Here is a 14,355-nt window from a genome sequence, read left to right on the forward strand (position 1 = left end):
GGTGCTCGCTCGGCCATTTCGGTGAATGTAGGTAGTTTACATACGCACATTGGTGCTCGCTCGGCCATTTCGGTGAATGTAGGTAGTTTACATACGCACATTGGTGCTCGATCGACCATTTCGGTGAATGTAGGTAGTTTACATACGCACATTGGTGATTGCTAGGCGACTTCGCCGAATGTAGGTAGTTTACATACGCACATTGGTGCTCGATCGGCCATTTCGGTGAATGTAGGTAGTTTACATACGCACATTGGTGATTGCTCGGCCATTTCGGTGAATGTAGGTAGTTTACATACGCACATTGGTGATTGCTCGGCCATTTCGGTGAATGTAGGTAGTTTACATACGCACATTGGTGCTCGCTCGGCCATTTCGGTGAATGTAGGTAGTTTATATACGTACATTGGTGCTCGCTCGGCCATTTCGGTGAATGTAGGTAGTTTATATACGTACATTGGTGATTGCTCGGCGACTTCGCCGAATGTAGGTAGTTTACATACGCACATTGGTGCTCGATCGGCCATTTCGGTGAATGTAGGTAGTTTACATACGACATCGGCGATTTCTCGATTCGGCCGATCTTGCAGACGCAGCCTCCATGTAGGAGTCCACGACTCCTTCTTCGGCCGATCTTGCCGCCACAGCCTCCATGTAGGAGTCCACGATTCCTTCATCGGCCGATTTTACCGCTACGGCTCCCATGTAGGAGTCCACGACTCCTTCTTCGTCCGATCTTGCCGCCGTAGCCCCTATGTAGCGTCCACGGCTCCCTTTTGGGCTGCCACCGCCTGCTCGAGGCGCTCCTCGCCCCGTACCTCCTCGTTCCGCCTCACCGAACGAACCGCGGCTCGGATAGAAGGCGTGAATGCGGCGCTCCCGACGACGAAAAAATGGCATGTAACCCCGAAAAATACGGGTTACAGCGCTCCTGACAGCGTGGCCGCGGCATGTAACCCGATAAATTCGGGTTACAGCGCTCATCGCCAGCGCGATTGCGGGGTGTAACCCGCCGTACAACCTGCTAAAGTCGCCCGCCCCGCTTATAGTTCCGCCAGAGCGACGGTACGCTTCGCCTCGTGCGACCGCACGATCGCTTCCAGCACCCGCTGGTTCTCGTAGCCGGCCCGGAAATCGGGGACGCCGTCCGGCTCCGCACCTCCGAGCAGCGCCGCGAAGTCCTCCCACAGCGCCCGGCGGACGCGTGCGGGTACCTGCAGCTTCTGCTCGGACAGCTCCCCGGTATCGGGATCCAGCCGAATCCAGACAAGCTGCTCCTGCGCCAACGTGCTGGCGTGCAGCGTGCCGAGGTCGCCGTAGATCGACACCTCCAGTTGATTGCCCGATCCGATGCAGTTGCGCGACGTCTGGAAGATTCCCGCCGCACCGCCGGCCATTCGCGCTTGAAAACTGGCGAAGTCGTCGACTTCGACCGTCTGCATCTCGCCAGACGACGCGCTCCTGCGCGCGGGGATCAGCGTTTGCAGCCGAGCGGACAACTCGTCGAAAGGACCGAACAGATAGTGCGCCAGATCGACCATGTGCGCGCCCAAGTCGCCCAACGTTCCCGTGCCGGTCACCGCCTTGTCGAAGCGCCACACGTACGGGACGTCGTACACGGCCGATCCCCAGCCTTGCAAATACTGCATCGAAAAGCTCCGCACCTCGCCGATCCGACCGGCCGCGAGCTGGTCCCGCGCGAAGCGGAATGCAGGCGTGTACCGGTAGCCGAAGCCGATCAATGCGGCTATCGGATTGCGTTTGTATTGCGCGAGCAGCTCCGTCGCCTCGTCAAACGTCCGCGTAAACGGCTTTTCGGACAGGAAGGGCTTGCCCGCCGCGAGGCAGGCCGCCATGATCGGTGCATGCAGCGCGTTCGGGGTGATCGACACGATCGCGTCGACCTCCTCGTCCGCGATCAGTCCGGCATAGTCCGCGTGACGTCGAGCCGGGTCAATGCCGAGCCGCTCTCCCCACGACGCCAGCTCCTCCGCCCGGACGTCGCATATGGCCTTCACGCGAAACTGCGGCAGCTTCTCCAATTCTCTCAAATGGGCGCGAGCCATGTCGCCCAGCCCGATCAATCCAATGCGTATCGTCTCCATCTTCGCACTCCTCGCTTTCACGTCTGTTCGCTCTTGTCTAGTAGGAAGATCCTGAAGTAACGTGCTTAAGCCCCAAGCCGGGGATAAACGGGAATTCCGGCTCATAACCGATATCGGTGCTTGACCAGAGGAGTAGATGGGAGTGCGTAATAGCGGGCGAAAATTCAAACGGTTGTGACCGACGCTATTTGGGGTGAAACGGAGGTTTGCAAAATGTAACGGTTGACAGCGAGCCTATTTTTCGGTTTTTCGCAGGCATAGGGGCTGTTTCTTCCAAATAAGCGCGCATGCAACCGTTAGAAAAGAAACCTCCGTTTTTTTGGCCGAATAAGCGCTCTGACAACTGTTAGCGCAGCCATGTTCCAAACCGATCACTCGTTCGAAGCTAACCCGTTGGTCAAGCACCGAATTCAGGTTCAACCGGAAGCCCTCCAGCTTTGAACGGACGAGATGACTCCGCGACCACGCTGGTTATGACGTCTCGCCCTCCTCTAAGGACGGCGAAGCCGTTTTTACTTGTGACTTTGGTATCCATTTTGTAACCTTTAACGGAAAAGCAACAACCGGAATATAGTTACATTATTTTCGGGTCAATCTACTAGGGCGTTCCGGCGCCGGAGCTGGCGCCTCTGGGTTCCGCCAACACCCGGTCGATCGCCGCGGACGCTTCGTTCAAGATGTCCCGTACGTCTCGCGTGCCCAAGAAAATGTCCTCCATCGCTTCCTCATACCGTTTGTCGATCTCGTTCCACCGCGGGAGCGGCGGGCGATAATACGCATGTTCGATGCCTTTCAGGAAAGCGTCCATGTACGTCGTCGATGCGCCTCCCGCCTTCGCGGCGGCGAGCGCGTCCGCGTTCGTCGGAATGAGCCCCGCCCCGAACATCTCCGTCTGCGTCTCCGGCCGCATCATCCAGCGGATAAACGTCCACGCCTCCGCCTTGTACGCCGCGCCCCGCGTCATCACGAGGCTCTCTCCGCCGACGATCGGCCCGTTCGCCCCGTCCGACGGAAACGGCGCGGCTACCGTCAAACGCGTCAGATCGGCCTTCGGATTCGCGACGTTTAAGAGGATGCTGTAATACCAAGGCCCTTCGTCCATCATGAGCACCTTGCGCCCCTCGTAGATTTCGGTCCACAGGTCGCCCGCCCCGTTCAGCAAATTCGGGTTGAGCACGCCTTCGCGGAAAAGGCTCGCCATCGTTTCGGCCGCCCGAACGCTGTCCTCGCCGTTCAGATAACCGTCCGTCCGCGCAAACGACGGATCGGAAAGCTTGCCGCCCAGCGCGAAAAAGTACGGCAGCGACTGCCACATCTCGAGTCCGGACATCCCCAGTATCCAATGCCGCTCGCGGGCGACATCGACGAGCGTCCGCAGCGAGTCGGGCGGCTGCTTCTGCCCCGACGCCTCCAGCAGCGCGCGGTTGTAAATGGCGGCTTTCGTATTCATATTGAGCGGCAAGCCGTACGTCCGGTTGCCGATCCGATTCAGCTCGAGCAGCCGGTCGCCCGTCTTGGCCGCGACCTCGGCGTAGCCGGGATAGCCGTCGAGAGGCTCGAGCAGCCCGTGGCTTGCGAAGCGGGGAATCCAGGCATAGTCGAGACGAACGACGTCGGGCGTCTTGTTCGCCGAAGCTCTGGCGATCAAGGCGGCCTGATATTCTTGGTTCGAGGATTGGCGCACGGCCTCGATGCGGATGCCCGGATTCGCCCGCTCGAAGGCCGGGATGACCGTCTCCTCGAAGATCCGATTTTCTTCGTCGCTGTACGTATGCCAGACGACGACCGTCTTGACGGGAACGTCGTCCAGCCGGGCGACGTTCGAGACGTCCTCGATGATGCCGTCCTTGGCGCACCCGGCTGCGAACAGAAGGAGGAGCACCAGCAGGCACATCGCCGCCTTCGCCCGGAAGTCTCCGGACCCGAACGCTCGGCGCGCCCGACCGACCGGACGGCTCATGGGTTTCCCGCTCCCTTCGGGGCTGCCGCCGGCGGCGAATCCTGCCTTTGTCCTTCGCGGTAGTCCACCGGCGCGCAGCCTTCGATTTTTTTGAACAGCTTGCTGAAATACTTCACGTCGTTGAACCCGGAACGCTCGGCAACCTCGTATACGCGCAATTCCGTATGGGCGAGCAGTTCTTTGGCTTTGGCGACGCGAAGATCGATCAGGTAATCGATGAAGTTGCGTCCGGTCGTCTTCTTGAACAGAATCGAAAAGTAGCTCCGGCTTACGTGAACGGCATCTGCCACCTGCTGCAGCGTCATCGGCTCCAGATAGCGCTGGCGGATGTAGGCGAGCGCTTTGTCGATCGGATGGGCCGCCTCGTCCGGCGGACTGGAAGAGAGACCGCGCAGCTCCCCGAATTGCTCCTTTAGCCGGCGCGCGAGCTCCGCGAGCGAATCGGCGCGAAACAGCCGCTCGAACGCTTCGACGAGCGCGTACGGATCGGCCGTCAGCTTGAACCGGGCGGAAAGTACCCGGCAGGCGTCTTCTTTCAGGTCCGATGGCGAGAGGTTCCCGCTCGCCCCTTCCGCCTGCCACTCCGCGAGCCTTTGCCGGAACGCTTCGTTTTCGGGATCGAGCCCCCGGAGCCGTTCCGACAGATTAGGCCCACCGAGGACTCCGCTCTCTTCGCCGGATCGGACGTACAGCCCCACGCCTTCGAAGAAGCTCCTTTCGCTGGCCAACCTGCTCCGGCGATAGCACCCTGGCACTGCCGCCAAGCCGGTCCCGTCGGCGCACCCGAACGTGACGCCGAGCCCGATCTCCCGTTCCAACTCCTCCCGGAGTCCGGCGAGCGGAACGGCACCCGCCCATTCGTCCGGCAGCAGCAGGAACAGCCCCTGGTCCGCGGCCGATACCGCGATGCCTTCCGGCACCCGGCGATAGATCGCCTCGATCAGTTGATCGTGCAGGATCGTTTCGTACAGATCCCCGTACGTCTCCAGCAGGTCCCGGACTTGCGCCAGCGTCACGACGACCGCCCGAAACGCTCCGTTCAGCCAAGCCGGAAACGCTCCGTCTTCGATCTCCTTCTCCGGCTCTGCGAGATAACGCTTAAGCTCCCGCTCGTGCCGACTGCGAAGGCGGACCCGTTCGTCTCGTTCCGCTTCCCGCAGCCGATCGCCGAGCCGTTCGTCCTCTGCGATCAGCGCCCGGCATTTGCGCAAAATGGAGACCAGCTCCTCCGGCTCGAGCGAGTGCTTCAAAATATAATCGACGACGCCGAGCTGCAGCCCTTCGCGCACGAAGGCGAAGTCGTTGTGGCTGCTGACAAGGACGACCTTGAGTCGCGGATAGCGCTCCAGCGCGACCCGCGTCAATGTCAGGCCGTCCATGACCGGCATCTTGATATCCGTGATCAGGATGTCGGCCGGCACCTCCGCCAACCGTTCGAGCGCCGCCGCTCCGTTCGCGCAGTCGCCGACGACCCGCATGTCTTCCCGCGCCCAATCCACGGAGGCCCGCAGCCCGAAGCGGATAACCGGCTCGTCGTCCACGATCAAGACGTTAAGCATACGCCTCCCCCTCCTGTCCCGCCGCCTTCGGATACAGCACGACCCGCACAACTGTGCCTCCGCCTTCCGCCGGACCGATCGTCACGCCGGAGCCCCGTCCGTAATACAGGTCTACGCTCTCGACGACATGCCGCAGGCCGATCCCGCCCCATCCGTCGCGTATCTTCTCCGACAGCGACGGATCTATCTCTGCCCACGCGGGCGGCAGGCCGACGCCGTCGTCCCGCACGACGAGCTCGACGGCCTCGCCGAGCCGGCGGGCTTCGATCGCGATCTCGCCGTCCGACTCCTTCGGAACGATGCCATGGAAAATGGCGTTCTCCACAAGCGGCTGGACGAGCATCCGGGGGATGACGAACGATGCCGCGCCCGGCTCGATCTTGGCGTTCAAGCGAAACTTGCGGCTGTAGCGCAGCTCCAAAATCGCCAAGTACTTTTCGATGATGCCCAGCTCCTCCGCCACGGTGACGAAGTTTCCCTCCTTGCCCATATTCGCCTCCAGCAGCCGGATCAACGCGGAGATGCCTTCGTACGCGCGCTCGGACTGGCCGTACTTGACGAGCCAGCGCAGCGTCCCGAGCGTGTTGAACAGGAAATGCGGATTGATCCGGTGGGCGACCGCCCGAAGCTCGGCGTCCTGCTTTTGCCGCTGCTCCAGGGACACCTGTGCCATGAGCCGCTCGACGTCGGCGATCATCCGGTTGAACTGGCGGCTCATGAGCCCGAATTCGTCGTGGCTGAGCACGTGGGTTCGCGCGGAGAGATCGCCGAGCTGGACGAGCTTCATCTGCCGGGTCAGCTGCTTCACCGGACGCGTGACCCGCCCCGCGATGACGAGCCCGATCAATATGCCCGCCAGCGTAAAGGCGCCGAACGAGAAAAGGATTTGATGGTGCAGCGCGTCGAGCTTGTCGGTGATTTCATGGATCGGTACCGTGCCGACGATGAGCCAGCCGTTGGAAAGACGCTGCTTGACACCGTAATAGGGCACGCCGCCGCTCGCGAATTCGAACTCGACCGCCGGATCCTCTTTGATTTTCGCCAGCAGCTCGGCATTGTCGACGGTCGCGCCGATGCGGCCGCGGTCCGCGTCGACCATGATGCGACCCGCCCCGTCCACGACGAAGAAGCCGCCCGTCGCGCCCAGCTTCATGCTTGAAATGTTGTCCAATATTTTGCGGCCGTTCAGATTGACCAGGACGTAACCGATCGTCCGCATCGTATCGAAGTCTTTCAACGCGCGAGCGATCGGCAGCACGAGCTCCGTGCTGTCGCCGCCGCCGCTGAAACGGTCTTCCTGCAGCCCGAGCCAGACGAGCCCGCCGTCCCTCGTCTTCGCCTCGCGCGTCCATGCCGCTCCGTCCAGATCGTATCGAGACAGCTTGATGCGGGAAAACGTCCCGCTGCCCCAGCTTTCTTCCCGGTTTTTGATGACGTAGACGATGTTTACGAACGAGCTGGAATAGACGATGTTGTTGAGAAAGCTCTCCAGATAACGCTCGTTCTCCCGCCAGGCCTTCAGGTTTTGGCTGGCATCGCCGCTGCTTCCGACGACGTTTTGGATTTTCAGGTCGCTGTAGACGAGGTCCGAAACGTCGCTTCCGGCGTTTAGAATAAAGGAGAGCGAGTCGGCCGCCTGCCGCGCGATTTGAACGGAGGAGGCGCGCACGTTGCTTTTGACCGTGCCGTTCGAGACCAGGTAGAAGGAAGCGCTCGTGAAGACGGCCGGAAACAAGATCACCGCGACGAACGCGGCGATCATCCGCGTCGCGAATCGGTTGAAGATGCGTATATGGCCCATTCCCGGCGCCCCCCTTTCTGGCTCAAGTGTACTACAAAAGCCCGGGATTGGCGTATGCAAGCGTTTTCCAGAAGAAGTCCACGGCCACGCTTTGTGGCTTAACCGATCAGGATTCGGCGTACTCGACGACGACCATGACCCAATAGCGCAGTTTGGGAATCGTCAGCTTCAACGTTCCGTCCGTCTGCTCGAAGTCCAGCGGCACGGCCGATCCGCCATAGTAGTCCGGCGACGCCAGCCAAGCCTTCTCGGCCCGTCTGTCGGTCCGGATCGCGAGACGAAGCGCCTCCCGCTCGGCCGGCTCCGCCTGTCGGCCGTCCGTATCGTTCCAGTTCATCGTCGTCGCGTTCGCGAAGTTGATCAGATGGATCATCTCCCGCCGGTCCTTGCGCTTCGCGAACGTCCAGATCTTGCCCGCTTCGGCTTCGCCGGACAGTTCCGCGCCTCCATCCGCCGTCGCTTCGAGCGCCATATCCTCCGCTCCGTCCCGCAGCAGATTCTGGTAAGCCGTCAGGAAGTCGTAGTAGACGATCAGCTGTCGCTCGAGCGCCGGCGTCACGGACAGGTTGCGATGCGGAAAATACTCTTTGGACAGCAGATTTTCCCCCAGCTCCAGATGGGCGCCGCCGGAAGCGAATACGACCGCGTCTGCGATCAGGATGCCAGGCGCGTTGAATTCGCCCTTGTTGTCGGACAAATCGTAGTTCATATAGGCGGCGAGCACCGTGTTCAGCCGGCCGTCAGAAAGCTTGCGGTTCTGATCGATGATCATCTTCAAATGCTTGTACTGCGGGTGACCTTCCCACACCTCTGTATACAGGAACTTGACCGGCGCCTGCTTGGCGAGATAGGGCTGGCCGAACTGGCCGACCGCGTTCATAACGTAGTCGACGTCGACCGAACGTTTGGCCGCTTGCAGGAACGGCGCGTACGTCGCGGCCAGATTTACGCTTTTGCCCTCCGCGTTCCAGCGGGCGCCCCGGTCACCCAACTGGTCGACGTGCCATCCGTCGAACGGCAGCAGCCGGAACGTCTCCCGTTCCTTGGCGAAGAGGTACCGCTGCCAGTCCGGATTCGACGGGTCCTGAAGGAGCAGATCGCTCGCCCAGCTTTCCGGCAGCGGATGACGGTCCTGCGTCTCGCCCGTCGGGTCCTTGAACAGCCCCCACTCTCGGCGCACGCCGTCCCGTTCGGCGTCCTCGTAAGCCCCGAACAGCAGATTGTAGTTCATTGCCTTCATATTGCGATCATGGGCGAGCGCGATGTAATCTTGCACCGTTTCCAGCGACACCTCTCGCCCCGCGATATCCGTCCAGACGTCGGCAGGCTCCCCCGAGGGGCCGGTCTTGACCGGGTCGTGGTGCTTCCACTGCCAGTCGTAGAATTGCAGGCCGTTCAGGTGATAGCGATTCAGACGGTCCACGACGGCCTCGCGGTCTTCGCGGCGCATCGTCATGAAGTCGGCGAGATAGCCGTACCGGGGGAACTTGCCCCAATCGGAGGAGACGTCGACCGCGATATTTCGACGGTCGGCCGCCTTGCCGTCGCGCAACAGGAAGATTTCCGCCAAATAGCCGGTATAATCGTCCGACGGAGGCCGCCACTCCCACTGCAGTTTGGAGGCTTCCCGCACCGGGATCTCCGTCTCCTCGACGACGTCGTTCAGGTGTTTGTATCGGACGAGTAGCCGATCCTGGCGTCCCGCCGCGCTCAGCTTCAGCGCGAACCGAACGGATTCGCCCGGCGCATAGCGGGCTTTGTCCGTCGAGACTGCGCCGAGAAGCTCGGCTTCGGGTGTCTTCAGGACGGAAATCGTTTCGCGCCGCTCGCAGGCGGCGAGGGAGCCGCACAGCGTCAGCGCGGCTGCGAGCAGTCCCGCCTTTCGAAGCCGCCGCGCTTGTGTGGCGCCGCGGTTGTTCGCAACGTTTTTGAGGAACATCCGTTTTCTCCTTGTCGCCTTTTCGCCGGTTCAGCCTTTGACGCCGCCTTCGTTAAACCCGGACTGCACGAACTTTTTCTGGAACGCCATATAGATGAGAATAACCGGCAGCAAGGCGATCATCGACGCGGCGAAGATTTGTCCGTAATTGGTGGCGTACTTGTCGTTGAACATCAAGATCGCGATCGGCAGCGTCCGCAGCGCTTCGCTCTTGATCAGCGTGAGCGCGAGGAAGTACTCCTCCCACGTGCCCTGGAAAATAAAAATGGCGAGCGTCCCCATCGCGGGAAGCGACTGCGGCAGATAGATGTTCCAGAAGATGCGCCAGCTGCCGCCGCCGTCGATGAGCACGGACTCCTCCAGCTCCTTCGGAATGCTCTCGAAGAAGCCTCTCAGAAAAAACATGTTGCCCACGACGCCGCCCGCGATATAAACGAGCCACAGCCCCCAATACGTATTCACGAGGCCGAGGCCTTTGATGGTGACGAACTGCGGGATGATGTTGATGACCCCGGGAATCATCATCGTCAGAAGGAAGATCCGGAAGACGAACTCTTTGCCGGGAAACGGAAACCGGGAAAACCCGTACGCCGTCAGCGCGCCCAAAAAAAGCGAGCCGACCATGGCGACCGACGTGACGATGACGCTGTTCATGAAATAGGTCGTAAAGTGGTTTTTGTTCCATACCGTCTCGTAATTGGCGAAATTGGGCGTGACGTGGAACACCTCGTTCGGCTTGGGGAGCGTGTTCGTGCCCAGGAAAAAGGTCGTCAGGATCATGTAGACAAACGGGAACAGGAACAGAAGAGCGCCGACGAGAATGACCGCGTATACCGCGGTTTTGCCGAGCAGCGAAGTTTGCATGCGCGCCTCCTAGTTAGAACATTCTCTGCTTGCCGATCTTGGCCATCTGCGAATAGGTGAGGAGAAAGACCATGATCCCCATCATGAAGCCCATCGCCGCCGCGGGGCCGAACTTGAGATGTTCGAACGCCTGGGTGTAGATGAGGCTCGGGATGACCTGCGTCTGATCCATCGGCCCGCCTTTGGTGATGAAGTACACTTGCGGAAAAAAGCCGAACGCCCCGTTCACAAGGTTGATCAGGACGAAGACGCTGATCGGCTTCAGCAGCGGAATCGTGATGCGCCAGAAGCGCTGGCCCGCATTTGCCCCGTCGATATCCGCCGCCTCGTACAGATCCTTGGGCACGCCTTGCAGCGCGGCCAAATAAATGACGACGCCCCACCCGACCGTCTTCCAAATATGAAACAGCCAGATCATGACCATCGCGGACCAATAGTTGCTGCGCCAGGAAATCGCCTTCGGCAGCAAACCGAGCTTTTGATGCAGGATATAGTTCACGAAGCCGCCGTCGCCGTCCGCGAATAAATATTTGAACAGCAGGGCGATAATGATCCACGACGTCACGATCGGCAAATAGTAGATCGTCCGAAAGACGATCTTGTACTTGACGAACTTGGCGTTGATGAGCACCGCGAACAGAATCGCCAGAAACCAATTGACCGGCACCGTGGCGACGACGTTCAGAAACGTGTTGCGAAGCGCGATCCAAAACTTGCCGTTCGGGTCCTCGAACACTTTGGCGTAATTGTCGAAGCCGACCCACGCGTTCGTGGCGTTCGGCATGATGCTGAAATTTTGGAAGCTGATCAGGACGTTTTTGATCATCGGATAGAGAACGAAAACCGCCGTTCCGATCAGCCCCAGCGCGATATAGGGCAGGACCGCCATCCACTGCCGCAGCCCGACCGCGAACCTGCTTTTGCTCGGGGACACCGCGTCCACTCTCCTCTCGGAAGCTTAGGGGCGGCCGACCGTCCTGCGCGTTAGCCGCAAGCGCGGACGGCCGCCGATTAGCGGGCTGTCTGGCTTATTTCAAGAGCGCGTCGATCTGCTTGACAGCTTCGTCCAGCGCTTCCTTCGGCTGTTTTTCGCCGCGGATCGCTTTTTCGAAGCTCAGATTGAAGATGCCCTCCATCTCGCCCCACTGCGGGATCGGCGTCCGCGGCAGCGCCGTCTCGAGCTGCTGGACGAACTCGCCCACGAACGGGATGTCCATGCTCTTCATCGCTTCGGCCGCCGCTTTGTTGGACGGGATGAGGCCGACCTCGGCCATCATTTTCTGCGGCTCCTCCGTCATCATCCATTGGGCGAACGTCCAGGCTTCCTTCGGATGCTTGGAGTTCGCGAACACGACGAGGTCCTCCCCGCCGATGACCGACCGGCTTCCGCCAGCGCCCGCCGGCATCAGGCCGCGCATGGTTTCCGCCATCGGATCGAACTTCGCATCCTTCTCGTTCATGAGAATGCTGTAGAACCAGGGACCGTCGTCCGTCATCAGATATTCGCCGCTCTTCAGGCCGTCCCAGGTACCCGGTTCGCCACCCAGCATCGTCGGGATGATGAGTCCTTTTTGGTTCCACGACACGATCGTCTCGAGCGCTTTCACGCTTTCCGGGCTGTTCAGGTACCCGTCCGCTTTCGTATAGTCGGCGTTCGTGATTTGGCCGCCGAGGCTCCAGAACCACGGTGCCAGCCCCCACGCGTTCACGCCCGACACGCCGAGCCCGAACTTGCCTTTTCCCTTCAGCGTCTCGGCCGCCTTCACCAATTCGTCCATCGTTTTCGGCGCTTCGGCGAGCCCCGCTTCCGCCAACGTCTTTTTGTTGTAGATGGCGACCTTCGTATTCGTATTGACGGGGACGCCATAGTACTCGCCATTAAACAGATTGGTGGCGAGCGGTCCGTCAAAGACGTTCGCCTTCACCTCGTCGAAGCCCTCGAAGTCGCTCAGCTTCGCGAGCGCGCCTTGCGAGGCGAACTCGGGAACCCATACGATGTCCATGCGCATCAGATCCGGCGCGGCGTCTCCCGCCACCCCTGCGATCACCTGCTGCTTCAGCCCCTCGTATGGCATTCGGGTCAGCTGCAGCTCGATATTCGGATACGCCGCCTCGAACGCCGGCTTGATTTTTTCCGTCAGCACCTTTTCTTCTTGATCGCTATAGGTGTGCCAGTATTCGAGCTTCACGCGATCCTTCGGCGCGGGCGCCGCGGTACCGCTGGCGGACGGCGCGCTCGCGCCCGGACTCGACGCCGAATCGCCACCGTTTCCGCTGCCGCAGGCGGTTAGCGAAACCGCGAGCGCCGCCGCGAGCACCCCGCCGACCGCTTTCATGCTGATCCCCATTTCTTTTCGAGCTCCCTTCAGAATGGACTTCTCCGTCAGTATGACGCCGATTCCGCCGCCTCGAAACCGCTTGCCATACTGCGATGGTGTCAAATATCACGATGATGCGGCGGCGCGTCGCACCGAAGACTACACGAGGTGCTTTTTATTGCGCCATCCGGCCAAATAAAAGACACCCCGGCAGCGGAGAGGCGCTCCGTGCCGGGGTGCGTTTAGGACGATATGCGGTTCGCGGAAACAGGGGGTATCGGAGAGGAGAAACGGTCAGGCTTCGTCCCCCAGCCGCAAAACAAATTCCTCGATCTCTTCGCCGCGCGCGTTCGCGAAGCCGCGATCCTCGCCGACGATGGAGAAGCCGTTTCGCGCGAGCACCCGAAGCGAGGCGGCGTTGTCCTTGGCCGCGCGGGCGAACAGCGGGCGCGTCCCGTACGCCTTCAGAAACAGAGCCAGACCGGCCGTCGCGACGCCTCGCCCCCAATAGTCGCGGCCGATCCAGTAAGCGATCATCATGCCTTCCTCCGACGGAAAAGCGAGCACGTTACCCGCAACTTCGCCTTCGAACAGGATGGTCCTCGCCGCGTGCCGCTCCCCGTTTAACACCCGCTGCCAGCGGGCGTCGAACGCGCTCCTGTCGTGCGGATCCTGGGCGGTAAAAGCGGCCATCCGATTAGCCTCCGCGTCTCGTTGATGGGCAAAGAAAACCGGCAGGTCCTCACGCTCCACGGGCCGTAGCGCCACGCCCGCCGGCTCGTCCGCAGCGGCGAGCTGCTCCCGGACAAACGCCAGTACCGCGAGACACTCCGGCTCGGGCAGTCCTTCGACCAATCTCGCGGCCGCCACGGGCAAAAACCAATCATCGATGTCGTCCCGCTTCAACCTCGCCCCCTCCAAATAGCTCGCCAGGTACGCGTCCCGGATGCGCAGCCGCATCCGGTCAAGCGTTTCGCGCACCGACGCCGGGAGGTCGTCCGGCATCGTCCCGAAGGTCAGCAGCAGCCACGTCCGCGCGACGTCTCCTGCCGGATGGCCCCGCAGGCCGTTCGACCAGTCGATGATCCAGGCGCGGCTGCCGAGCATGATATTGTCCGGATGGTAGTCGCCGTGACAGAGCGCGGTCGCGGAAGGCAGCTCCGAAAGCATGGCGAGAAGACGGTTCTTTTCGTGCTCTTCCAACCGGTCGGCGTGACGAATCCGGCCGGCCAAATAGCCCTTCTGGTCCGGGAGCCCGGCCGTTTCCGGCACCTCGCATGCGTGCACGGCGAGATGCAGCTCGGCCATTCGGCGGGCATACACGTCCAACGACGCCGGCTCGGCGACCATGCGGCGCAGCATCGGATCGCCTTCGATTCGCTCGAAGACGATGCCCCAAGCGCCATCCCGCTCTTCGATTCCGAATACATGCGGCACGTCCAAGCCCGCTTCCGCGGCATACCGGCTGACCCGGTATTCGTTGCGGACTTCGCTCTCCGGCAAAAACGGGCGGTACCGTTTCCAGACGCGGTCCGACCCGAGCGCGTGAACGGTCGCGGTTCGGCCTTCTCCGATCAGTTGCATGTGCGATCGCTCCTTTGCCTCTTTCGTCTCCTACTTTTTCTCGCCCGAACGCGCCGAATCCTTCCTGCAGACGCATCCGCCCACGCGCGCTGCACATAGGACTTCGGATTCGATCAATTATCTTTATACCCCCGGAAGAAAACAATAAATATACAATATCAATTTGGCGGAATATACTGTCTTCAAATCGAAATCGCTCGTAGTTCACCGGGCGGAAGGAGATGC

General features: G+C 60.9%; 10 protein-coding genes. 1 reads left to right on the top strand and 9 read right to left on the bottom strand.

Annotated features, from left to right (window positions below; translation table 11 throughout):
* Positions 1–225: 225 nt before the first annotated feature.
* Positions 226–1,008 (top strand): hypothetical protein, encoded by a 783-nt coding sequence (locus LKX83_RS29445; protein ID WP_227886409.1) that lies wholly within the window; start codon positions 226–228, stop codon positions 1,006–1,008.
* Positions 1,009–1,043: 35 nt separating this feature from the next.
* Here LKX83_RS29445 and LKX83_RS29450 read toward each other — a convergent pair whose 3' ends face one another.
* The 9 genes from LKX83_RS29450 to LKX83_RS29490 form a co-directional block, all read right to left on the bottom strand.
* Positions 1,044–2,105 carry a Gfo/Idh/MocA family protein gene (locus tag LKX83_RS29450; RefSeq protein ID WP_227886410.1) on the bottom strand — a complete coding sequence of 354 codons (1,062 nt, stop codon included), beginning with the start codon at positions 2,103–2,105 and terminating at the stop codon, positions 1,044–1,046.
* Between the two features lie 598 nt (positions 2,106–2,703).
* Positions 2,704–4,065, bottom strand: a complete 1,362-nt coding sequence (locus LKX83_RS29455) for an extracellular solute-binding protein (RefSeq protein WP_227886411.1) — start codon at positions 4,063–4,065, stop codon at positions 2,704–2,706.
* On the bottom strand, positions 4,062–5,624 hold the full coding sequence (locus LKX83_RS29460; protein WP_227886412.1) for a response regulator transcription factor: 1,563 nt from the start codon (positions 5,622–5,624) through the stop codon (positions 4,062–4,064). The genes LKX83_RS29455 and LKX83_RS29460 overlap by 4 nt, the downstream gene beginning before the upstream one ends.
* Positions 5,617–7,425: a sensor histidine kinase gene (locus LKX83_RS29465; protein WP_227886413.1), complete on the bottom strand. Its 1,809-nt coding sequence runs from the start codon at positions 7,423–7,425 to the stop codon at positions 5,617–5,619. The genes LKX83_RS29460 and LKX83_RS29465 overlap by 8 nt, the downstream gene beginning before the upstream one ends.
* Positions 7,426–7,531: 106 nt before the next feature.
* Positions 7,532–9,364 (bottom strand): glycoside hydrolase family 66 protein, encoded by a 1,833-nt coding sequence (locus LKX83_RS29470; protein WP_227886414.1) that lies wholly within the window; start codon positions 9,362–9,364, stop codon positions 7,532–7,534.
* A gap of 30 nt (positions 9,365–9,394) precedes the next feature.
* Entirely contained in the window at positions 9,395–10,228 is an 834-nt protein-coding gene (locus tag LKX83_RS29475; protein ID WP_227886416.1) for a carbohydrate ABC transporter permease, read from the bottom strand.
* 13 nt (positions 10,229–10,241) lie between these two features.
* On the bottom strand, positions 10,242–11,162 hold the full coding sequence (locus LKX83_RS29480; protein WP_227886418.1) for a carbohydrate ABC transporter permease: 921 nt from the start codon (positions 11,160–11,162) through the stop codon (positions 10,242–10,244).
* Between the two features lie 94 nt (positions 11,163–11,256).
* Positions 11,257–12,576, bottom strand: a complete 1,320-nt coding sequence (locus LKX83_RS29485) for an extracellular solute-binding protein (protein ID WP_227886420.1) — start codon at positions 12,574–12,576, stop codon at positions 11,257–11,259.
* A 264-nt stretch (positions 12,577–12,840) separates the two neighbouring features.
* Positions 12,841–14,130, bottom strand: a complete 1,290-nt coding sequence (locus LKX83_RS29490) for a GNAT family N-acetyltransferase (RefSeq protein WP_227886422.1) — start codon at positions 14,128–14,130, stop codon at positions 12,841–12,843.
* Positions 14,131–14,355: the final 225 nt, after the last annotated feature.

Origin of the sequence: Cohnella baijiui (assembly GCF_020731285.1) — a bacterium.
Taxonomy (GTDB): domain Bacteria; phylum Bacillota; class Bacilli; order Paenibacillales; family Paenibacillaceae; genus Cohnella.